This window comes from Caulobacter sp., from assembly GCF_017744445.1.
Taxonomy (GTDB): Bacteria; Pseudomonadota; Alphaproteobacteria; order Caulobacterales; family Caulobacteraceae; genus Caulobacter.
Genome location: NZ_JAGIBH010000018.1, coordinates 1 through 21484, shown reverse-complemented (window position 1 = coordinate 21484; position 21484 = coordinate 1). Strand labels below are relative to the sequence as shown.

General features: G+C 67.1%; 17 protein-coding genes. 9 read left to right on the top strand and 8 right to left on the bottom strand.

The window, feature by feature from the left end:
• Positions 1 to 158 precede the first annotated feature (158 nt).
• Both J7528_RS21190 and J7528_RS21185 read right to left on the bottom strand, forming a co-directional pair.
• Positions 159 to 560: a single-stranded DNA-binding protein gene (locus J7528_RS21190; RefSeq protein WP_291878622.1), complete on the bottom strand. Its 402-nt coding sequence runs from the start codon at positions 558 to 560 to the stop codon at positions 159 to 161.
• A gap of 708 nt (positions 561 to 1268) precedes the next feature.
• Positions 1269 to 2198 (bottom strand): DUF2493 domain-containing protein, encoded by a 930-nt coding sequence (locus tag J7528_RS21185; RefSeq protein WP_291878620.1) that lies wholly within the window; start codon positions 2196 to 2198, stop codon positions 1269 to 1271.
• Positions 2199 to 2756: 558 nt separating this feature from the next.
• On the opposite strand from J7528_RS21185, the gene J7528_RS21180 reads away from it, so the two are divergent.
• Together J7528_RS21180 and J7528_RS21175 are read left to right on the top strand one after the other, a co-directional pair.
• Positions 2757 to 4196: an EAL domain-containing protein gene (locus tag J7528_RS21180; protein ID WP_291878617.1), complete on the top strand. Its 1440-nt coding sequence runs from the start codon at positions 2757 to 2759 to the stop codon at positions 4194 to 4196.
• A gap of 99 nt (positions 4197 to 4295) precedes the next feature.
• Positions 4296 to 4682 (top strand): response regulator, encoded by a 387-nt coding sequence (locus J7528_RS21175; protein WP_291878614.1) that lies wholly within the window; start codon positions 4296 to 4298, stop codon positions 4680 to 4682.
• A gap of 2 nt (positions 4683 to 4684) precedes the next feature.
• On the opposite strand, the gene J7528_RS21170 is transcribed toward J7528_RS21175, so the two are convergent.
• On the bottom strand, positions 4685 to 6208 hold the full coding sequence (locus tag J7528_RS21170) for a ShlB/FhaC/HecB family hemolysin secretion/activation protein (RefSeq protein WP_291878612.1): 1524 nt from the start codon (positions 6206 to 6208) through the stop codon (positions 4685 to 4687).
• A gap of 225 nt (positions 6209 to 6433) precedes the next feature.
• On the opposite strand from J7528_RS21170, the gene J7528_RS21165 reads away from it, so the two are divergent.
• From J7528_RS21165 to J7528_RS21155, 3 genes are read left to right on the top strand one after another with little or no spacing between them, the layout of a single operon-like run.
• Entirely contained in the window at positions 6434 to 8521 is a 2088-nt protein-coding gene (locus J7528_RS21165; RefSeq protein WP_291878609.1) for a FecR family protein, read from the top strand.
• Between the two features lie 42 nt (positions 8522 to 8563).
• Positions 8564 to 10834, top strand: coding sequence for a CHASE2 domain-containing protein (locus tag J7528_RS21160; protein ID WP_291878606.1), 2271 nt, complete (start codon positions 8564 to 8566; stop codon positions 10832 to 10834).
• A 14-nt stretch (positions 10835 to 10848) separates the two neighbouring features.
• Positions 10849 to 11241, top strand: a complete 393-nt coding sequence (locus tag J7528_RS21155; RefSeq protein ID WP_291878604.1) for a response regulator — start codon at positions 10849 to 10851, stop codon at positions 11239 to 11241.
• 57 nt (positions 11242 to 11298) lie between these two features.
• Here J7528_RS21155 and J7528_RS21150 read toward each other — a convergent pair whose 3' ends face one another.
• Complete coding sequence (locus tag J7528_RS21150; RefSeq protein ID WP_291878729.1) at positions 11299 to 11820, bottom strand: GcrA family cell cycle regulator; 522 nt, start codon at positions 11818 to 11820, stop codon at positions 11299 to 11301.
• Positions 11821 to 12148: 328 nt separating this feature from the next.
• Here J7528_RS21150 and J7528_RS21145 point away from each other — a divergent pair, with 328 nt between their 5' ends.
• The 3 genes from J7528_RS21145 (at position 12149) to J7528_RS21135 (ending at position 14160) form a co-directional block, all read left to right on the top strand.
• Complete coding sequence (locus tag J7528_RS21145; RefSeq protein WP_291878602.1) at positions 12149 to 12307, top strand: hypothetical protein; 159 nt, start codon at positions 12149 to 12151, stop codon at positions 12305 to 12307.
• 63 nt (positions 12308 to 12370) lie between these two features.
• A complete protein-coding gene (locus J7528_RS21140; protein WP_291878601.1) occupies positions 12371 to 13075 on the top strand; it encodes a HEPN domain-containing protein in 705 nt (234 codons plus the stop codon).
• Positions 13076 to 13248: 173 nt separating this feature from the next.
• A complete protein-coding gene (locus J7528_RS21135) occupies positions 13249 to 14160 on the top strand; it encodes a 3'-5' exonuclease (protein WP_291878599.1) in 912 nt (303 codons plus the stop codon).
• Between the two features lie 88 nt (positions 14161 to 14248).
• Here J7528_RS21135 and J7528_RS21130 read toward each other — a convergent pair whose 3' ends face one another.
• Both J7528_RS21130 and J7528_RS21125 read right to left on the bottom strand, forming a co-directional pair.
• The gene (locus J7528_RS21130) at positions 14249 to 15355 is read right to left on the bottom strand and encodes an N-6 DNA methylase (RefSeq protein WP_291878597.1); all 1107 of its coding nucleotides are present in this window, start codon (positions 15353 to 15355) and stop codon (positions 14249 to 14251) included.
• Positions 15352 to 15963: a hypothetical protein gene (locus J7528_RS21125; RefSeq protein WP_291878594.1), complete on the bottom strand. Its 612-nt coding sequence runs from the start codon at positions 15961 to 15963 to the stop codon at positions 15352 to 15354. The genes J7528_RS21130 and J7528_RS21125 overlap by 4 nt, the downstream gene beginning before the upstream one ends.
• Before the next feature lie 308 nt (positions 15964 to 16271).
• Between J7528_RS21125 and J7528_RS21120 the strand changes: the two genes are divergently transcribed.
• Positions 16272 to 17360 (top strand): hypothetical protein, encoded by a 1089-nt coding sequence (locus J7528_RS21120; RefSeq protein WP_291878591.1) that lies wholly within the window; start codon positions 16272 to 16274, stop codon positions 17358 to 17360.
• A 218-nt stretch (positions 17361 to 17578) separates the two neighbouring features.
• Here the strand turns inward: J7528_RS21120 and J7528_RS21115 are convergent, their stop codons facing one another.
• Together J7528_RS21115 and J7528_RS21110 are read right to left on the bottom strand one after the other, a co-directional pair.
• Complete coding sequence (locus J7528_RS21115) at positions 17579 to 18718, bottom strand: acyltransferase (RefSeq protein ID WP_291878588.1); 1140 nt, start codon at positions 18716 to 18718, stop codon at positions 17579 to 17581.
• A 227-nt stretch (positions 18719 to 18945) separates the two neighbouring features.
• Positions 18946 to 21484, bottom strand: a 2539-nt coding sequence (locus J7528_RS21110) for a calcium-binding protein (protein WP_291878586.1), incomplete at its 5' end; no start/stop codon positions are given.

The window sequence follows — 21484 nt, the reverse complement described above, 5'->3', positions numbered from 1 at the left end:
TCAACACCCAGGCCATGTTGGCACGTGCCAACATCGCCTCGGGGAATCGGTGACCCCGGCCACCACGCCGGCCCCCGGCCGCTCGGGCCGCCCCTTTTGTCGGGGGATCGAAGACCTTAAGGAACCGCCCCGGCCGATGGCCGGGGCGGTCTTGCGCCCTAGGGCTCTTGCGGTTCGAACGCGCCCGGCTCGGGCTCGCCGGTCCCGCTATCGGGGGCGCTCAGACGTTCCAGCGCCTTTAGCTCATGGCCGGGTCCGGCAATGACGACCTTGCTGAAGAAGCGCTTCTGGCCGTCCTTGTCGAGGTACTGCTCGTGGCGGATCTCGCCTTCGACATAGACCTTCGCGCCCTTGGGCAGCGCCCGGCCCTCCAGCCACTTCACCGTGCCGGGGCTCCAGATCTCGATCTGATGCCAGGTGGTGTAGTCGCAACGTTCGTCGCCCTTCTTGGCGTAGCGGCCGGTGGCGACCCGCAGCGTCGCGTATTTCTTGCCGTTGGCGGTGCTGCGGATCTCGCTGTCCGCGCCGGTGTTGCCGATCAGTTGGACCTTGTTCAGCATGGTCTTTCTCCGTCTCCCGCCGGAAGGGGATCCCGGCGGTCCGCGGCCCTCGCCGCGATCACGCTCCTCGTGGGGCGGGGACCAAGGGCCGGGCCCAAGCCCGCGACGGCTGGAAACCGGCCTGCACGATGCGCAGCAAGGAAGGCCGGAGGATCCAGCCGGCGCGCCTGGCTTGGCCAGGTCGGCTTGGACCCGCGCCCGTCCCGCCCTAGAAGGCGGCGTGATTGATCGCGGCGAAGGGCCTGGACCGGGGTGACCGCGCAAGGGCCCTGGAAAGCCCTTCTGAACCGGGACCAACACGACGACGGGGCGAACGGCGGCTCCAGCGCCCGCCGGCGAACGCCGCGCGCCCCGCCGCCCTCGCGCCGCACCAAAGGGCGTCGCCGCTAGACGCCGCCGGCGACATCGGGAAAATCTGGCCCGGCCACGAGACGGGGAGGGCGGGCGCTCCCTAACGGTGGAACGGTGACCGCGCGCCACCCCCGGGACCCGCGCCACGGCGGCCGCCGCGCCTGCGCTGTCGCCGTCCATCCCGGCTAGGATCGCAACGCCAGCGCCGCCCAGCCCCGCAACGAGACGCCGATCAGAACGAATCGCCAACCGCAAGGCCTCGTGGCGCACGACCCCGCCGACGCTAGATCTTGGCTTACGTTCTGGGTCCATTCCACCGACCAGGACGCGGCGGCGCAGCCGCCGCGTCCTGACGCCCTACTGTGCGAGCCGGATCGCCACGCAGCGCACGCCGCGCTCGCTGGCCCGTTGCGCCAGGTTCAGGGCCGGCCCGAACGCCTTTGCCTCGCCCTGGCGGTGTGGTTGGAGGCTGGCGGCCAGGGTCAGCACGCAGACCGGCTCCAGCGCCAGCATCGCCTCATTGGCCTTGAACGGCGCGGCGCGTCCGTCGCGATCGAAATCGGCCTTGGCCAGGACGAGCTTGACGCCTTTCTGCTTGGCCCAGCCGATGGCCAGCTTTTCGCCGCCGCGCGCGCCGCTGGTCGCCAGGGCCATGTCCGGCCAGGTTTCCAGAGCCCAGTTCAGCGCGTCGAAGATGCGGCCGCCATCCACGGCGGTGTCGGCCGCCGGCGCGGCGCGGAACGCCACCACGGCGCGGCCGGGATCGACGGCCTGGTGACGGCGGGCCTGCATGGCGCGCAGCGCTTCGCGGGCCTCGACCTGGGCGGCCGTCACCCGCGAGGGCCGCACGCTGCCGCGCCAGGGCGTCCAGACCTCGCCCGTGGCCACCCGATAGGCCTCGGCCGCCGCATCGCGCACCAGATCGGCGGCCAGCACCGCCACGTCGGCCGCGCGGGTGCGGCGGGTGGCGTCCTGCAGGTCGGTATCGGCCACCTCCGAGGCGTCGAAGTCGCGCACCAGGCGGTTGATCTCGTCGCGACCGCGATCAGCCTCGCGGTCGATCCGCTGCGAGGCCGAGTGAAAGGCGCCGATCAGGGCCTCGCAGAGCACGCCCTGGAAATCTTCCAGGGCGGTGTCGCCGACGAGGTCGAGCAGTTCGGTCATCAGCACCTGGCCAAGCTGGACGAGGGCGTCCTCTGGCGGATGGGGCCGCGGATCGTCGAGGGCGACGGCCTGGGCCTCCAGGACCGAGAGGGGACCGGTGAGGGGAGGGGCGGGGTGGGTCATGAGGCGCTCCTGCGCTGAGGGGACGGCGAGAGCCCGCGGGCTCGCGACCGCCCCCCGCGCCGGCGGCCCGGCCGGCGGGGCACGGGCCTTGAGCGCAGCGTCCCTTGCCCCGCCGAGCCGGACGCTGGCGAGGTCGTTCGAGCCCAGGGCCTCGCCACCCCGCCCGCGCCCCGTCAACCCGCCCCCCGCCCCGCGCGGATCGCCAAGCGGCCATCGGCGGGCTGCAGGGCCCAACAGCCACGGCGGCGCCTAAGGGCCGAACGCCTCGCTGACCTCGGCGCGGCGCGGGCGTCGCGCGGGCCAGCGGCGCGCTTGGCGCACGAGGCGGGGGAGGGGACTTTGGCGCTCGACGCGGCCCAGGCGGCTCTAGCCGGTGTGGTGGGACGCCGGCCGGTCGGCGGCGCCGGGGTCCAACGCCCAGCCAGGCCAGGCGGTGAACCCTGCCGAACGCTGCTCAGGCGCCGCGACAGACCTCATCTTCTATTGCCAAGCTTACGACGCGGCCCGGCCTTGTAACCATTAATCCGAAATTAGAGCCTGCAAGATCATCTCACGGTCATGGACGCGCTCACGTCGCCAAGGTCTGACGCTGAAGCCTTTGACATCCAGGCGGGCTGGTCGCGCTTGGCTGCCGGCGAAACCGGCCTACGCGCGCCTGGCGACACCGCGCCCGAGCGGGTGTTCAATCAGATCGCCGCGCAGCTGGAGGCGGCCCGCGCGCCAAGCTTTGCAAGCCTCAGGGACCTTGCCGACGACGCTGGCGGCTATGTCGCGGCCATGTCGATCAGGGGCCTAAATCCCCTGCGGCGCAAGCTCGGGTCTTCGGTGGCCGACCACATCATCGCCCAAACGGCCGAACGGCTGAAAGCCCTGCTGCCCCAGTCGCGCCTGGGGCGCGTGGGCCGGGCGGGCTTGGAGTTTGGTTTTAGCGCCGCTGACGACGCTGACGCGGCGGACGCTCTGGCCAGGCTGGAAGCCGCCCTCGAGCGGCGCCTGCACGTCGATGGCCAGGTCTTCGACCTTGAGGTCCTCATCGGGTTCGCCAGCCGCGCGCGGCACGGTGAGTACGCCGCCGATTGCGCCGCTGACGCCCTCATCGAGGCCCAGGCCAAAGGCCGCGGCGTTCGGCTCTATCGCGAGGCGGACCTTCAGCAGGCCGCCGAGACCAGCGCGATGTTGCGCGACCTGCGCGTGGCTCTGGCGGAGGACGCCCTGTCGCTGGTCTACCAGCCCAAGCTCCATGTCGCCTCCCAGTCGGTTGCGTCCGCCGAGGCCCTGCTGCGATGGCGTCATGGCGCCAAGGGCTGGATCTCGCCCGAGGTCTTCATCGGCTTGGCGGAGGAAACCGGCCTGATCGCCGACATCACCCGCTGGGTCGTGCGGCGAGCCCTTTCGGACCAAGCCTGGCTCGCCCGCGCCGGCAAGCCGGTCACGGTCTATCTGAACCTGTCGGGCCGCCTGCTGGCGGATGTCTCGTTCTGCGCTTGGATCCTGGAGACCGTGCGCCAGTGCGATGGCTGCGCCCTGGGGTTGGAAATCACCGAGACCGCCGTGATCGAAGACCCCGAGCGCGCGTTGGCCAACCTTAAATTACTGGTCGATGCGGGCTTGAAGATCGCCATCGACGACTATGGCTCGGGCCTCTCATCGCTCTCGTACCTCAAGCAGATGCCCGCCCATGAGCTGAAGATCGACAAGATGTTCATCTCGTCCCTGACGTCCAGCCACCGGGATCCGCTGCTCGTGCGCTCGACCATCGACGTCGCGCATGCGCTGGGTATGGAGGTCACGGCCGAGGGCGTGGAGACAGCCGGCGTGCTGGCGCTGCTGCGGGTGATGGGATGCGATCATATTCAGGGCTATTTTGTCTCAAAGCCGCTTGAGCTGGCGGCGTTCGCCAAGCTCCTGGACGACGAGAGCTTCGGCGCCGGGCTCGCGCGTCAGGCCTTGCCGTTCAAGGTGCCGATGAAGGCCGCCGCCCCGGGTATGGCTGAATAATTCCTGGCCATACTGTCGGCAAGGCGACAATATCATAAGGGATTGTCCAAGCTCGCGTTTCAGTCGATGAACGAAGCCTCGAGTATTGGGAGTAGGGCCTTGCGGATTTTGTTCGTCGAAGACGATGCCATGAACCGCCGCGTGGTGCGGGACATGCTGTCGGTCGCGGGCCTAGATCTTGCCGAGGCCCCAGAAGCCGAATCCGGTCTTCGTATGATCGAAAGCAACGATTACGACCTGATCCTGATGGACCTGCGGATGCCGGGCATGGACGGCCTGACGGCCATCCGCGCCATTCGCGCCCGCGACGACGCCAAGGCCAAGCTGCCGATCGTGGTTGTCACCGCCGACATGGCGTCCGACATCCGTCACCAATGCCTGACCGCCGGCGCCGACGACGTCATGTTAAAGCCGGTCGCGATGGAAAACCTGTTCGACACGATCGGCAGGGCCATCGCCGCGCGTGGCGATCAGACGTTGATTTAGCTTTAGAACGCGGCCGAAATCGCGCCGAAGACGCGCCAGTCCTTGTCGCCCGTCTCATAGGGCGTCCGGGTGAGCGGCTTGGCGGCCTCGACGCGCGCGGTGATCTTGTTGTTCACCGTCACCCGCAAACCGCCGCCGGCGGATGAAAGGGCCGCCGAGCGCAGGCTGTAGGCCGAGGCCGTGTTCCAGACCTTGGCGCCGTCGACAAAGGCGTAGGCTTGGACAAAACTGACCGGCCCGGCCTTTTTGGGCGCGAAGCCATAACGCAACTCGGCCATGGCGCCAGCGCCGCTGTCGCCCGAGATTTCCGCGTAGTTGTAGGCCCGGCCATAGGGCAGGCCGCCGGGGGCGAACTCCTCGGAGAGCAGCAGGGGGTTGGGGCTCCACTGGGCATCGGCCGAGACATAGACGCCCATGCGTTTGCCCAGGTCGCGATAGTGGCTGGCGCCGACATTGACCTTCCAGAAGCCGCCGTCGGCGTCGAAGCGCGAGTGGCCGCGGCTTGGCGTGCGCGTCGCGCCCAGAACCTGCAGCCCGCGCGAGACCTGGGCATAGCCGCTGACCGCGCTGCGGTTCGTGCCGATGTCGGCCTGGATCGAGGCCCGCGCCACGCGCAGGTCGTCACGATAGGCCCCGCCGCCGCGGTAGGATTGTTCGACGTGCCGGCCATCCAGCGCCACCGCGGCCCAAACCGCGGTCTTGCGGTCGCGGATCAGCGGATGGGCCAAGCGCACGCTGACGGCCTGGCTCTCGGTGCCGACGCTATTGTTGCGCGGGGCGCTTCCCTGGCGCGATCGAGACGCCGAGGCGCCCAGGCGCAGGCGTGTCTCGCCCGCCAGCGGCGCGCCATAGGCCAGGTCGGCCTGGAGATACTCGCCCGGATCGCTGGGCGTGGTCAGCGCCGATAGGGCCAGTTGGTCGCCCGCCGTGACGACGCCGTTGCGCGCCAACCGGACATTGGCCTGCACCGGCCCCAGCGTCCGGGCGCCGCGATTGTCGACATAGACGCTGCCCGTCCAGCGCTTGAGGCCCGCGACCACGACCAGCTTGTGACGGGCCGGATCGTCGAGATTGGGCTCGATGCGCGAACTGGGGCGCACGCCTGGAAGATCGCGCGCCAGGGTCAGGCGGCGCTCCAGGTCCGCCAGGCGCAGGGGGCGACGGCCAGACACCCCGTCCAGCAAGGCCTCAACGGCCGGGGCGGCGTCGCCGGTGACCTCGATCTGGTCGATATAGCCTTCATAGACCCGAATGCGAGCATGGCCGCCCGGCCCCTGAGGCGGCACGACGGCGCGCGACAGGAAATATCCGTCGGCGCGATACTTGTCGGTGATGGCCTGGGCGATCCTGACCAGATCTTCCATGGCCACGTCACGGGCCAGATAGTCGGCGTAGAGCGGCGCCAACTGCTTGAGCGGATAGGCGCTCACGCCGTCGATGGTCAGGCCCGTCAGGACGAAATGTTCAGGCGCGGCGGTCTCGCCGGCCGACTGCTGCCGCGCAAGCGCCGGCGCCGCCAGACTCATCGTTGCAAGAATAGCGACGAGCACGCCCGCGCGAAACCTCAAACAGGTCTTTCCGCCCAGCAGGCGTTTAACATTTGATATGAGATGTCCCACAACGAAACCAATAGCTTGGATAGATAAATCCAGCGTTAAGTCCGCTTGGAAACTACAGGCATTAGGAGAGATTTAGCTTAGTGGATTTATACCTGACCAACTACATCGATCGGCAGGTATAGAGGCACTACCATGGGTCTGACCCGTATGGCCATCGCGGTTTCCGCCCTCGCGCTCAGCGCCACCGGCGCCTTCGCGGCCGATTGGAAGCTGGTCGAAGTCGCCGGCGTCGTGCGGATCGCGGCCCCAGGCAAGGCGCCCGCGCCGGCCGCCGCCAACCAGGTCCTGCCGGTGGGAAGCATCGTCACGACGGCCGCCGGCGGCCGCGCGGCGTTGTTCAATGGCAAGCAGCGCATCACGCTGGGCCCCAACAGCCGCATGTCGGTAGCGCCCGAGTCGAACGAGGGTATGACCCGGGTCATGCAGGATCTGGGTTCGATCCTGTTCCAGGTCGACAAGAAGCCTTCGCAGCACTTCCGCGTCGAGACCCCACTGCTGGCCGCCGTCGTGAAGGGCACCACCTTCACCGTGAACGTCGAGATGGGGGCCGACTCCGTCCACGTCGCCGAAGGTCTGGTCGAGGTCCATGCCGGCCAAGGCGGCGCGGTGCGTGATGTGGGCGCTGGGGCCACGGGCGTCGTCTCCAAGGCCGCGCCTGAGCAACTCACCGTCGAGACGCCGCGCGCCAGCGTTGAGGCCCCGCTGCCCGCGCAAACCGTGTCGCTCGACTATAGTTCTGTATCGGGCGGCCTGGTTGAGGGCCCCTCCGCCCTCTCTGGCTTGACCGCCGGCGCCGCCGCCGCGCCGACGGCGCCGCCCGCGCCCGCCCAGCCGTCCGCGCCCGTTCAGCTGGCCAACCAAACCGCCGTCGCCGCGATGGTGGACAGCTCGGGCTCGTCGGCCTCAACACCCATGCAAGCGCAGGCGGCCGCCCTTGTCCGCGTCAGCCTCGCGGCCAGCGGAGACATCGCCGCGACAGAGTCGGGCGGCGGTTCGGGCCCGCCGGCGTCGGGAAGCGAAGGCCATACCGCCGGTAATACCGGCGCCGGCGCCGATCCTGGATCCAACCCTGGCCATGGAAACGGCGTTGGCGGCGGCGCCAGCGACACCTCGAGCGGGAACGGGCCGAGCACCGCAGGCAACAGCGGCAATTCAGCGGGCGGCGCCGGGCCTTCAGGTTCGGGCGCGGGCGCCAATAGCGGCAATGGCCAAGGCCCCGAGACCGCGGGCGGCGCCAGCAACGGCGACGGCCAAGGTCCTGGCGCGAACAATGGTAACGGCCAGGGCCCCGGCGCCCCGGGCGGTCCCGGCAACGGCAACGGCCAAGGCCCCGGCGCGAACAATGGTAACGGCCAGGGTCCCGGCGCCCCGGGCGGTCCCGGCAACGGCAACGGCCCAGGTCCTGGCGCGAACAATGGTAACGGCCAGGGCCCCGGCGCCCCGGGCGAGCCCGGCAACGGCAACGGTCCAGGTCCTGGCGCGAACAATGGCGCCGGCCAGGGTCCGGGCGCCCCGGGCGGTCCTGGCAACGGCAACGGTCCAGGTCCCGGCGCGAACAATGGTAACGGCCAGGGCCCCGGCGCCCCGGGCGGGCCGGGCAACGGCAACGGCCCAGGCCCCGGCGCGAACAATGGCGCCGGTGAGGGTCCGGGCGCCTCGGGCGGTCCCGGCAACGGCAACGGCCAAGGTCCTGGCGCGAACACGGGCGCCGGCCAGGGTCCCGGCGCCCCGGGCGGCCCCGGCAACGGCAACGGCCAAGGTCCTGGCGCGAACAATGGCGCCGGTCAGGGTCCCGGCGCCTCGGGCGGTCCCGGCAACGGCAACGGCGCAGGTCCTGGCGCGAACAATGGCGCCGGTCAGGGTCCCGGCGCTCCGGGCGGCCCCGGCAACGGCAACGGCCCAGGGCCTGACGCGAACACGGGCGCCGGCCAGGGTCCGGGCGCTTCGGGCGGCCCCGGCAACGGCAACGGCCCAGGCCCCGGCGCGAACAATGGCGCCGGTCAGGGTCCGGGCGCCTCGGGCGGCCCCGGCAACGGCAACGGTCAAGGTCCCGGCGCGAACAATGGCGCCGGGCAGGGTCCGGGCGCTCCGGGCGGTCCCGGCAACGGAAACGGCCAAGGTCCCGACGCAAGCATCGGCAACGGCCAGGGCCCCGGCGCGGACCCCGGAAAGGGGAACGATCCGGGCGCTAACAGCGGTCCTGGCAGACCGAGGGAATAGGCCTTGTTTTTCCAGAGCCTTCGGCCGGGTTTCGGCGCGCGGATGAAGTCCGCGCTTGGCGTGATGTGCATCACCGCGTGCGCCGTGCTGGCCGTCCAAGCCGGCGCGCTGCATCCGCTGGACGACGCCCTCTCGCAATGGCGCTTCCAGCTGCTCAAGCGGCCGCCGAGCGGCGCGCTGACGGTTGTCGAGATCGACGCCGAGAGCCTGAAGGCCGCCGGAACCTGGCCCTGGGGGCGGGACCGCTTCGCGCGGGCGATCGAAAACCTGAATGGCGCGGGCGCCAGGGTGGTTGGTCTGGACGTCGATTTTAGCGCCCGATCTTCGGCGGCCGCCGACGCGGCGCTGGCCGCGGCCGTCCGGCGCTGGCCGGGCCAGGTCATCATGCCCACCTTCGTCCAGGCCGGCCGCGAGGCCGACGGCCGAGCCATCAGCACACGGCCGATGGAGGCCTTGACCCAGGATGTCGTCCTGGCCAGCGTCAACGTGCCGATCGACGCCGATGGCCGCGTGCGACGCTACAAGCTGGGCTTCGACACCGCCGGCGGCTTGCGGCCCTCGATGGCTTCGACGCTCCTTGGCCGCCCGCCCACAGCGGGCGCGTTCCTGATCGACTACGGCTTCGACGCCAATGCCGTCCCCAGGATCAGCTTCAAGGACGTTTACGCCGGCACGTTCGACCCAAGCCTGGTCCGGGGTCGCGACGTCTTGATCGGCTCAACGGCCATCGAACTGGGCGACCAGTTCGCCACGCCCAAGCGTGGGATCCTCCAAGGCGTCTATGTCCACGCCCTGGCCTATGAGAGCCTGCGCGTGGGCCGGGCCCTCCAGGCGCCGAGCCTGCCGCTGCTGATCCTCTGCGCGGCGCTGGCCGCCGTCTTCCTGCGCCCCAGAGCGAGCGCCGACTACGGCGCGGCGCTACGTCGGCACCTGCTGGTGGGCGGGGCGATCATCGTGCTGCCCGTCGTGCTGCAGGCCTGGACGCCGATCGCCTTCGGCCCGGGCGCGGTGATCCTCACCCAGGTTCTAAGCCTGGCATGGCTGGTGCGCACCGAGCTGAAGCGCCGCGCCGACGCGGTGATCCAGGCGCGCGAAACGCATCTGCGCCAGCTGGCCGATCATATGCGCGAGAGCCGCGACAGCATCCGCGCCGCCCACGACGAGTTGGCCGTCGCCAACGTCGCGCTGGACCGGGCCCTCAAGGCGCGCACCGACTTCCTGGCCATGACCAGCCACGAGATCCGCACGCCGCTCAACGGGGTGATGGGCATGACGCAGGTCGTCCTGGCCGACCAGGCACTGCCGCCCGAGGTGCGCGAGAAGATCCGTCTGGTTCACGCCAGCGGCGAGACCATGCTTGCGCTGGTGGAAGACCTTCTGGACGTCGCCAAAATGGAAAGCGGGGCCGTCGCCATCACCAAGGCGCCCATGGATTTGGGCCGCTTGCTTGACGAGACCTTGGCGGTCTGGACCGACAAGGCCCAAGCCAAGGGCCTGCGCCTGAAGGGCGACAGAGCTGCGGCGCCGCGCCTGATCGATGAGGACGCGGGCCGTCTTCGCCAGATCCTCTTCAACCTGCTGGCCAACGCCATCAAGTTCACCGACACGGGTGAAATCTCGCTGACCAGCGGGGTTGAGCGATCGCAGGCCGGCGACAGTCTGGTGTTTACGGTCACCGACACGGGCATCGGCATCGCCCCCGACGACCTTGAGCGCATCTTCGAACCCTTCACCCAGGTCGACGCGAGCACCACGCGCAAATACGGGGGCACTGGCCTGGGCCTGCCGATCTGTCGCCGGCTGGCCAACGCCATGGGTGGCGAGCTGCACGTCGAAAGCGCCTTGGGAGCCGGGTCGCGCTTCATCGTCCGGCTGCCGCTGACCGAGATCGTCCTGCCAGAGGGCGGGACGGCGACGACCTTGCAGGACGCCAGGGTGTTGCTCGTGGAGGCCAACCCGCTGGCGCGCGGCGTTCTGAAAGCCGCGCTTTCGGCTCAGGTCGCCGCGCTCGAGATCGTCGCGACCCTTGAAGAGGCCCGCCAGCTCATCGCCGCTCGCGCCTGCGATCTGGTGCTGATCGAGGGCAAGGCCTTGTCGCAGGGCGAGCAGTCGCCCGCCGAGGCGTTGGCCGCTTTCGCCAGCCAGGCGGAGCCGCCAAGGATCGCGGTGCTGTGGGCCGGCGAGGCCGAGGCGGCGACATCACTGCGCGCCGTCGGCGCCGATCTCGTCGTGCAAAAGCCCATAGCGGCGGGCGAGCTGTCCGAGCGCCTGGGGCAACTGTTCGCGGCCGACGCTGTCGCCGACGCGGCCTGAAGGAGACGTCCGACATGCGTGTGCTCTTCGTCGACGACAACGCGATGAACCGGCTGGTCGTGAAAAGCATGCTGTCGGCCGCGGAGGTCGAGATGGCCGAAGCCGATAACGCCGAGGCCGGCCTGAGTTCGATTGAGACCCAGCACTTTGACGTCGTCCTGATGGATTACCGCATGCCCGGCATGGACGGCCTGGCGGCCATCCGCGCCATCCGAGCGCGCCCGGACGCCAAGGCGCAACTGCCCCTCCTGCTGGTCACGGCCGATGAAGGGCTCGAGCTGCGCGCGCAAGCCATCGCGGCGGGCGCCGACGACCTGTTGCGCAAGCCCGTCCAGATGCAGGCGCTCTTTGACGCCATCGCCATGGCGATGGCCAAGGGTCCGAGCGGCGAGGAACTGGTTATCTAGCCCTCGGGCGGATGGGTTCGCTCAGGCCCAGGGCCTCGCCACCCCAACTGCGCGCCGTCAGCCCACACCTCGCCGCCGCGCCGGGCTCGCGCTCCGGTCAGCGCGCCCCGGCGCCGCCCGATAGGCCCGCCCCCGGTGATCGTCGCAATAGGGCCGCCGCACGGTCGGCGCTCCACAGAACCCAAAGCCCGCCCCGCGCGGATCCCCGATCGGCCAGCGGCAGGCTCCGGGACCCAATAGCCACAGCGGCGCATAGGGACCAGAGGCCTGCGCGACCTCGGCGTGGCGCGGGCGTCGCGCCGCCTGCGGCGCGCTCGGCGGCCGGGGCGGGGGAGGGGGCTTGGGCGTCGACGCGGCGCGGGCGGCTCTGGTCGGTGTGGTGGGACGCCGGCCGGCCGGCGGCGACGGTGTCGGGCGCCCAGCCAGGCCCAGGCGATGGACCTTGCCGATGACGGCGTTGCGACTGACGCCGCCCAGGACCTTGGCGATCCGAGCCGCACTTAGACCGTCCGACCACAGACATTTCAGTTCGAGGACCCGGGCCTCTGGCCAGGACCCGGCGGTTTGGGCGGTATGCATGGGACCCACCCCGGCTTGCGCGCCCGATCGGCGCGCTCGCCCCGCCCTGCCTCCCGCCTCCAAACCCCTTAATTCTCGGGTATTGCGGCGCGTGGAAATGCAACCTATCGGTCAGGGCGTTGAACGACTCGCGGCGCAGAGCATCCCGCGCCGTTCGCCAAAATCTCCCGGCCGGGAAGTCGGCGCGTATGTCCAGGCCTCACGGCTAAAGGCGCCGACGCACGTGTTCTTGCGTGTTCTCACCTCCCGGCTCCCCCAACCCTTCAATGCTCGCGCCAACGAGCAAAAGCCTTGTCCGCCAAGGCCGGCTCGGCGAGACTCAAGCCCGATGAAGTCGAATCTCGATCACCTGCCCGATCGCCAGCAAGACGAGCTGGCCGCGATCACGGGCCACCTGCTGCGCGGCTTCGAGGCCGCCGTCGCCGGCGGCACCCAGCCGTGGCGGCGAGGGGCCAAGATCTACAAGATCATCCTGTTTGGCAGCTAAGCCCGCGGCGACTTCGTCGACGCGCCCGAGAACGGCTATCTGTCGGACTTCGACATCCTGGTCGTGGTCAGCGACGACAAGCTAACCGACATCGCCGACTACTGGTTCGAGACCGAGCAGCGCATCGCCCACGACCCGGCCATCGGCCGTATCGTCAACCTGCTGGTCAACGACCTCGACGACATCAACAAGGGCCTGGACGCGGGCCTCTACTTCTTCCGGGAGGTCATCGACCAGGGCATCGCCCTCTACGAGGTGCCCGGCCACGCCTTCAGCCCTCTGAAGCCCTTGACGCCCGAGGCGGCGCTGGCGCTCGGACGGCGACACCACAGGAAGATTTTCGGGACCATCAGAACGTCGCTTCAGCTGGCCCAATACGCCATGGAACAGGGCGATGTCGATGACTGGCTGCATAAGGCCGCCTTCAACCTGCACCAGGCCACCGAAGCGGCCTACATCGCCGTGCTGCAGCTGACCGGCTTCTACGCGCCCCGTTCCCACAACATTAAGTTCCTGCGCAGCACCGCCGAAGCCAAGGCCCCGTCGCTGACGCCGGCCTGGCCGCGCGAGACCCGCGCCCAGCGCAAGCCGTTCGAGAAGCTCAAGCGGGCCTATGTCGACGCCCGTTACAATCAGGACTCCTTCGAGATCTCCCTGGCCGAACTCGAGGACCTGAAGCGCACCGTGGAAGGACTCGTCGCGCTGGCCCGCCAGGTCTGTGACGCACGCCTGAGCCAGCTCGCCCACGACGCCGGCCAAACGCCCTGACCCCCGCGTCAGGGATCGTCACCCGCCAGGGCCGAGACCCGCCCCGGAGCGAGAGGGGAGGGGAGGCGGCTCGGGGCGGCCGCGCCGCCTAGGGCCCGGCCGCTTCCGGCGGGACGCCCTGCCTGTCACGCCCGCCGGTATGGCAGGATGAGCCAATTGATTCTCGCCACGCTATGTCCGACACCTCGCCCACCGATCTCGACCTTGCCGCCCTCGACGCCATGGCCGCCCAGCTGGAAGCCAGCGGCCGCTACCGGCTGCTGCGCCGGTTCGAGACCTGCACCCTGCACACGGGCTTTGATCCGGCGACCTTGAAACGCGGCGTCTATCTCGATACCGAGACCACCGGCACCGACACCCGGCGCGACGAGGTCATCGAGCTGGCGATGATCCCGTTCGACTACGATCCGGAGGGCCGCCTCTGCGCGGTCGGCGCGCCTTTCGTCGCCTTGCAGCAGCCCGCCAAGCCTATCCCGCCCGAGATCACCCAGATCACCGGCCTGACCGAAGCCATGGTGGCGGGGCATAGCATCGACGCCGGCCAGGTCGCCGCCTTCATCGCGCCTGCGGTGATCATCGTCGCCCACAACGCCGCCTTCGACCGTCCCTTCGCCGAACGCCTCACCGAGGCCTTCAAGCTCAAGAGCTGGGCCTGCTCGATGAGCCAGGTGGACTGGAAAGGGCAGGGGTTCGAGGGGACTAAGCTCGGCTACCTGGCCAACCAGTGCGGCTTCTTCTTCGACGGCCACCGGGCCGAGAACGACTGCCTGGCCGGCCTGGAAATTCTCGGCCGCCCGCTCACCGACGGCCGCACGGCCCTGGCCCACATGCTGGAGGCGGCCCGCGCCCCGACCTGGCGGATCGTCGCCGAACGCGCGCCCTACGAATTGAAGGACAAGCTCAAGGCCCGCGGCTATCGCTGGAACGGCGACGACGCGACCGGCCCCAAGGCTTGGTTCACCGACATCCCCGAACACAACCGCGAAGCCGAACTCACCTGGCTGGCCCAGGACATCTACGGCTACGACCCCCAGCTCAGCCCCCGCCGGATCACCGCCTTCGAGCGATTCTCTGACCGAACCTGACTCATTGCCGAACCTCGGAAGGTCTGCTCGTCGGTGGCCAGGTTGGCATGCCGGCGGACCCGTCGGCGAAGATTTGCACAGCAGGCGGCTATGCGACTTCCCGACTGATCGACCCAAGCTCATCCTGCGACGACATGTCGGTGACGATTTCGCTGTGGACTCCAAGCGACAGTAGATGGGTCTGGAGCTGCCCAACGGTGATGTAGGGTGCGCAGCTGCCGCCATACAATGCTTCCAAGGCACTCCAGCTTGAGCGCAGCGCCCTGAGTACTTCGTCTTCATGCCCGCGCGGGACGGTCTGGATTCCAATCACGCAATCGGACAGGACGACATTCGAAAGATTCATCTGGACGAGCTTGGACACGTCGGGTCTGCCGACCCTCGGCAGGAGTACGGTTCGTCCGCTTACGAGCCGTCGAGAGCCAACAGTCCATCGTTGAGGCTTCTCAACCTTGTCCCTCAAATCCACCGTGTGCAGGACCGGTAGCCCTTCTATGGCTCCGCTTGTGCGATGGATCGAGGTCGTTCCGCGCATAATCAAGACTTTGAAGGACTTTAAGGCCACGAACTTGTGCGGAGCAGCCGGCCGTTTACGGGGCGCAAGTCGGCCTCGATGCCGAAGGCGCAGCATGATAACGGCCACAGAGCAGCCGTCGAAGCCGTTGCGATTGATTTCGCCGACCTGTTCCACTGTGAAGGTCTTGCGGAGCGTTTCCAGCAGCGCGTTGTCGCGTTCGCTGGTGGCGCATGAGGCAGGCACGATCGCGAGGATTTCGCCGCCCGGCTTTAGATAGCGAAGCGCCCGGGCGACGAAGACAAGCGCCTTGCTTCCGGCCAGGGAGACGCCCTTGACGTCGACTGAGAAGCGCTTGTTGCCCTTACAGGTGAATGGCGGGTTTAGAAGGATGATATCGCACCGGCCAACGAGGGGCCGCATTTCGTCAGGCTCGGCGCCATCCGAAAGGAAATCGAAGACGCTGAAGTTTGGTCGGCAATCCAACCCGGCTGCCGCCTCGCCCGCGGCCGGATTAATGTCCGAGCCGAAGAGTTTAGCTCGAGGCCAGCGAGCTTCGGCTGCGCGCAATAGGGCACCATCGCCCATGGCGAAGTCGGCGATGATACCGGGCCTACGGACGCGGGCTGCCCCGGCCAGAAACGTTGCCAGGGCCGGGGGCGTGTAAAACTGGTCGATCATGCCGCCGGCCGACGCTCTGCGGTCAAGAACTCCGAGACGCCATAAACTAGGCAGCGCGCGGCCCCCCTCGTGCGGCCTGTTTTCCGCTTAGCGTGGTCGTAGACGATCTCGACGGTCTCAGGTCGGGCGATAGCGAACAGGATGGCCCCCAGCGCATGTGGCTTCGTGCCAATCAGCCCGATCCGCATGAAATCGTCGGGATGACGACCCGCGACATCTTCTAGAGTGTAAAAAAGGCTAAAGGGGCAATTGGATCGAGCAAATTTGAGGTTTCGGGAGGCTTTGTATTTCTCAAGCGCCAAGGCGTTGCCGATATAGGCATCAAAAGGATAGTGCAGGCGAAATCCAGGAACACCAATTACCGGAAAGATTTTTTCGGGGTTCGGTTGAACCTCGTTGAGCATATGAGAAAAGCGAACGCCTTCGAAGCCGAGCAAGGCGACGAAACAGGCGTCGCTTTCCGGAGGGTCTGCCAGCGTTGTGAAAAGGGGTATTGGTGCAATCCCATCGACCTGCTCGCTCAGGTCGAAGATCTCTCCGGAATCTGGTCCCGCTACGACGCTGTAGGTGGCCGGCTCAAGGTAGATGACGCGGAAGGTCCTTTCCATGTCGAGGCATATCAGCCACGCCGAGATGGCGCGATTTCCCTCTCCCCATTCCACCGGGCAATGGAGCAGCGTTGGCGGGAGCTATCTTGGATCGTGCAGGGAGCCTGCATGAGGTGCCCTCACTACGCCACGCGCCAATGCCCTGGCGCTAAGTTTGGCTGAAGGCCCGCGTTCTGGCGCCGCGCCAAGGTCCGCTGCTGGCGCGCCCGTGTCCCGACTCGGCTGGGTTGCCCGAACGTTTCGGTGGTTGGGCTTGCTTCACTGTGTACGTTTCATTGATGGTCCTCTCGCGAAGGAGGGCCGAGCCGTTGGTGGTCGAAAGCGACGATAAAACCTACGACCTAATGGAGTCATTTCCGGCGAAGGACGCTCCGAATTACGATGGTTTCGTCAAGTTCAAGCTCGTCCACGGTGTCGGCTATAGCGTGTTCCTGCCCGACGCGGTCTTTCTCCAGGACGGGGAGGGTTGGCGCTGGTTCGAGCCCCAGATGTTCGACGCGCCCTTGCTCTCATTCTATGAGCAGCAGTCATACGCGCAGTTCGCGATCGAGACGTCTCATGGTGACGAGCTACTAGTCGCGACGACAGAGGATCGGTTCGTTACGCGCTTTGCGGACGGTGCGCAGCTGTTTCGTTGCAGGGTCGCCGGTGATGCCGAGTTGCTGCGACGCAGCGCGGGCAGGGCGCACCTGCGGCTGGACGGCGGGTTTGACCTTGACCTATTCCATCACACGACGCCGGCCGCCCGCGACGCGATCCTGGCAAGCTGCGAATTGCGTGGCTCGGCGTGGAATATCCGTGGGACGCGGGCGCTCGAAAACGTTGCCTATGCTTACCTGACGAGCCTGCCGCAGATTACTAACTCGCTCGACCTGCAGGCGATCGCCATGGCTTCTGATGGCGTGCTCCACTTCCTACTGGACAATCGCGTCGCGCCTGACGGGATAGTCACGCTCCGGGTTTATCGGGAGACGACGGCAAACCGCATGGCGACGGTGGCGTTGCGCATTCCCGCCGAGTTCGTCGCGGGTCAGCATCTGTGGCGCCACGAGCCCGACAATCGGGGTGTCTTTTACGAGAGCAGCCACACCGCCATCTATCGCGTCGGCTTGGCGCCGGGCGCGACACTCCGGTTCTCCGAAGGTCGGGTCGGTCTCGAAACGCCGGGATTGAAGCGCTTTGGGTACGCCATCGTTGGCGACGCGCGTTCGCCCAGCGGAATCGCGGCACCATTCGAGGAGGAGACAACCTCTGGCATCGTGAAGGTCGAGTTCTGTAACGATCTCGACCTCCTGACCTTCTGGCGCACACGGGCGAACGAGGACCATTTTAGCGGCAGGTCGGCGGAGCTTCAGGTTCTTCGCGGCGCATCTGGTGATTTTCGTGAGCAGCGCTAAGGAAATTGAATCTGTGGACCGCGAGTCCGCACTTCTTCGAACCGAACAACTCGAAGTGAGGTGCGCCACGGTCTTGCCGGGCTACTGCTTGCAGGGGCTTGGACGTCCGCATTTCGCCTGGAAGCCAACGTCCGTTCCTGGCGCGACGCCGGCTCCAATTGGTGAAGTCGGCGATTTGGACACTGGCAGATGCCGCGACGGAGGCTGAAAATCTAGACTCACTTCGTGACCAATCCTCGTAGCCTGGAAGCACTGTGCAATTGAGCTCGTTTGATCATGACATCGCTCCAGCGCCAGCGGCGGCCATAGTCCATGGCCGGCTCCTCAAGCGACTTAGTCAGGCCCCAGCCCACCAGCAGCGTCACCGGCAGTGCGGCCAGGCTGACTAAACCCTGGACAGGCGTGGCCAGATCCGGCGCAGCGCCCAGCAGGCCGCCGTGCATCAAGCCCAGCACCGGCATGTGGGTCAGGTAGATGCAGTAGCTGTTGGTCCCCAGGAACCTCAGGATCGGAGAATGGTAGACCCTGGCCTCGGGCGCGCCATGGACAATAGCCAGCAAGTAGCCGGCGCAGCCAGCAGCCACCAAGGTCGGCGAGAACACCGGAAACAAAGTCGGCGACAGCATCTGCAAGGCGCCGACTGCGACCAGAGCGACCAAAGGCGAGGCGCGTAACCAGATCATCCAGCGCGCCCAATCGACGCCGCCACGCACCATGGCCACCGCGCCGAGCAGGCCCAGTACCAAAATATCAGCACGGGCCGGCAGTAGCACCAGGCTGGCGTATTCGGCGCTCGGTCTGGTCCCGGCCAGGAGAGCGCGCAGGATGATAGCGACCAAGCCCGCGCCGATCAGCCAGCCGGTCAGACGGCGAAGGGGCGTGAACACCAGCACAGCTGGGATGATCAGGTAGAAATGCTCCTCGACCGCCAAGGTCCATGTCGGCGCCAACCAGTGCGCGCCAATTGAGGCCTGATCGATCATGAAGAAGGTCTGGGTGAACGAGAGGTAGGACCATAGCGGGAACTGCACCGGCGTATCGGTCCAAGCCGGAAGCATCTCGACCAAGCACCAGACGAGCACCGTGACCAGCGCGTAGGGCGGGATGATGCGCAGGCAGCGGCGGACGTAGAACACTTGGAAGAAGTTGGCGTGATCCTTCCGCTCCAGGATCAGCTTGCCGATCAGATAGCCGCTCATCACGAAGAACATGTCGACCGCAACCCAGCCGAACATCACGGCGCGCAGGCCGTGCGGCAGCTCGCCAAAGAAATGCGAGACCACCACCAGCAAAGTCATCATGCCGCGCAGGCCGTCTAAAGCCGGTAGACGGCGTTCGACGCCGGACGCATGCGTCACTAAGCTTTCGCCAGGCACGAAAATAACCCCAAGGTTGTTTGCGCAGCCTATGAGGGAAATTATTTATACCACTTTAAGATGATGTATCTGCCTCAGTCGCGTGGCGTCTAACAACGTCGCAAAAGCCCTTCTGCCCCTGCTAAGAAGTCGGAATGACATGCCAGTGGCAGGTCATCCCGAAGGCGGGTGGTCGCGGCGCGAACCGCGACCACCCTGATACGGAGAGGCTAGGCGAATATGAAGTCGCTCTGGACGAGGGTGCTGAGCGTGACGCCTTTCAAGCTGATGGTGTTGTCGGCGTCATAGGTGATGAGGACGTCGCTCCCGACCTGCTGGCTGCTGGCCAGCATGTCGCCGAAGGTGGCGAAAAGTCCCTTGAACTCGATCTTGTCGCCATCGCTCGACTTGAAGTCCGTCACCGTGTCCTTGCCGAAACCGGTTTGGAAAACGAACGCGTCAGCGCCGGCGCCACCCGTCAAGGTGTCATTGCCAGCGCCGCCGACGATGCGATCGGCGCCGCCACCGGCATCGATCGTGTCGTTGCCGCCGCCGCCGTCGATCTTATCCACGCCCGAGCCGCCGATCAGCAGATTGCCAGCGCCATCACCTCGCACCCAGGCCGCAGCAACGAGATCTGCCTGGGCCCAAATCGTGCCGTCGGCGAAGACGATCTGCTCAACACCCCATCCCGATCCATACATTTGGGTGTCGAGTCTCACCGAGCCTAGGGCATTGGCGAACGACAGGACGGCGTGATCGCCAGCGCGGGTGACAACGAGATCCGCGGCGGTGATCCCCGCGCCAAAGACCAGCTTGTCGGTCCCGCCCCCGGGGCCCTCGTAGATGGTATCGGCTCCATCGCCGAGATTGTAGATATAGCTGTCGTTGCCGCCGTAGCCGCGCAGCACGTCATCGCCCAAGCCGCCCTGCAGCTCTTCAGCCGTGCCATCGAAGCCCAGGATCGTATCAGTTCCTGTGGTGGACGCTTTGGAGAGGTAGAGGCTGCGTAGATCCGCTTCGGTCCAGGTCGTCCCATCCGCGAACACGATCTGCTCCACGCCCCAGCCTGAACCATAGAACTGGGTGTCGAGTTTGACTTGGCCGGCATTGCCGACAAAGCCGATCGTGGCGCCGGTGGGGCCCGTACGTGAAACGATGATATCGCTCGTGCTGATCCCGGCGCCGAACACGAGGCGATCAACGCCGCTGGCCGGCCCCTCGTAGATCGTGTCAACGCCGTCACCCAGGTTGTAGAGATAGGTGTCGCCGCCGCTGAAGCCCTGAAGCGTGTCGTTGCCAAGACCGCCTTGCAGAGTTTCCCCAGTCGTATCGAAACCAAGGATGGTGTCGTTACCCGCGGTCGAGGCCTTGGCCAGATACGCGGAGCGAAGGTCGGCCTCGGTCCAGATCGTGCCGTCGGCGAACTGGATCGTCTCGACACCCCATCCGGAACCATAGAACTGGGTGTCGAGTTTGACTTGGCCGGCGTTGCCGGCAAAGCCGATCGTGGCGCCGGTGGAACCTGCACGTGTGACGATGATGTCCGCGGCGCTGATCCCGGCGCCGAATACCAGGCGATCAACGCCGCCGGCGGGTCCCTCGTAGATCGTGTCGACGCCGTCACCCAAGTTGTAAAGATAGGTATCGTCGCCGCTAAAACCCCGAAGCGTGTCGTTGCCAAGGCCCCCTTGCAGGGTTTCCCCGGTCCCGTCGAAACCCAGGATGGTGTCATTGCCTGCGCTCTGGGCCTTGGCGAGATAGGCGGCGCGGAAGGCCGCGTCGTTCCAGATTGTGCCGTCAGCGAACTGAATCGTCTCGACGCCCCAGCCCGAGCCGTAGAACTGGGTATCAAGGACGATCGATCCAGCTTGGCCCGTGAAGCTCAAGACCGCGCCGGTCGATCCGCTACGCGTGATCACCAAATTGCTTGCGGTAATGCCTTCGCCAAACACCACACGATCTTCACCGGCTCCAGGGCCTTCGTAGATCGTGTCAGCACCGTCGCCGAGATTGTAGAGATAGGCGTCCGCGCCCGCCCCGCCGCGTAGGGTGTCATTTCCCCCGAGCCCGGCAATGACATCCGCGCCGTTGCCGCCAGTCAGATTGTCGGCGCCCGTGGTGCCAACCAGGGTGGGGGTCAGCGGCGGCGGCGTCGGCGGCGCGTTGAGCAGATCGGTTCGCGACCAGATGGTTCCGTCGGCGAAGACAATCTGTTCGAGGCCGGCCCCATAGGGATCCTCGCCACCCTCGATCACAAGGCTTTCGGGCCGACCGACAAAGCTAATCCTAAGCTCGGTGCCTTGCCGGGTGATGCGCAGGTCGGAAGCGTTAAGGCCCTCGCCCAGCACGAGTTTGTCGATGGCGCTGTCGAATGACGGCGTGTCGACGATGCGATCGTTCCCGTCGCCCACGTTGAAGATGTAGGTGTCGGCGCCGGGGCCGCCGATCAAGGTGTCGTTGCCTTTGCCGCCAGTGAACGTGTCGGCTCCGCCAAGGCCCGAAAGGGTATCGGCGCCGTCCGTGCCGATCAGAACATCGGCGCGGGTGTTGAAGCCCATGATCGTCGTGGCGCCGGCGGCCTTTTCCTGAGCGATATAGGCGCCCTGAAGGTCGGCGAGGGTCCAGATCGCGCCATCGCCAAAGACGATCTGCTCCACGCCGCCGCCATAGGCGTCGTCCATAGCGTCCAGCCGGATCGAACCGGCCTGGCCATCAAAGCTCAAGGTCAGCTCGCCGCCGTCGCGGGCGATCGTGAGGTCGGCGGCG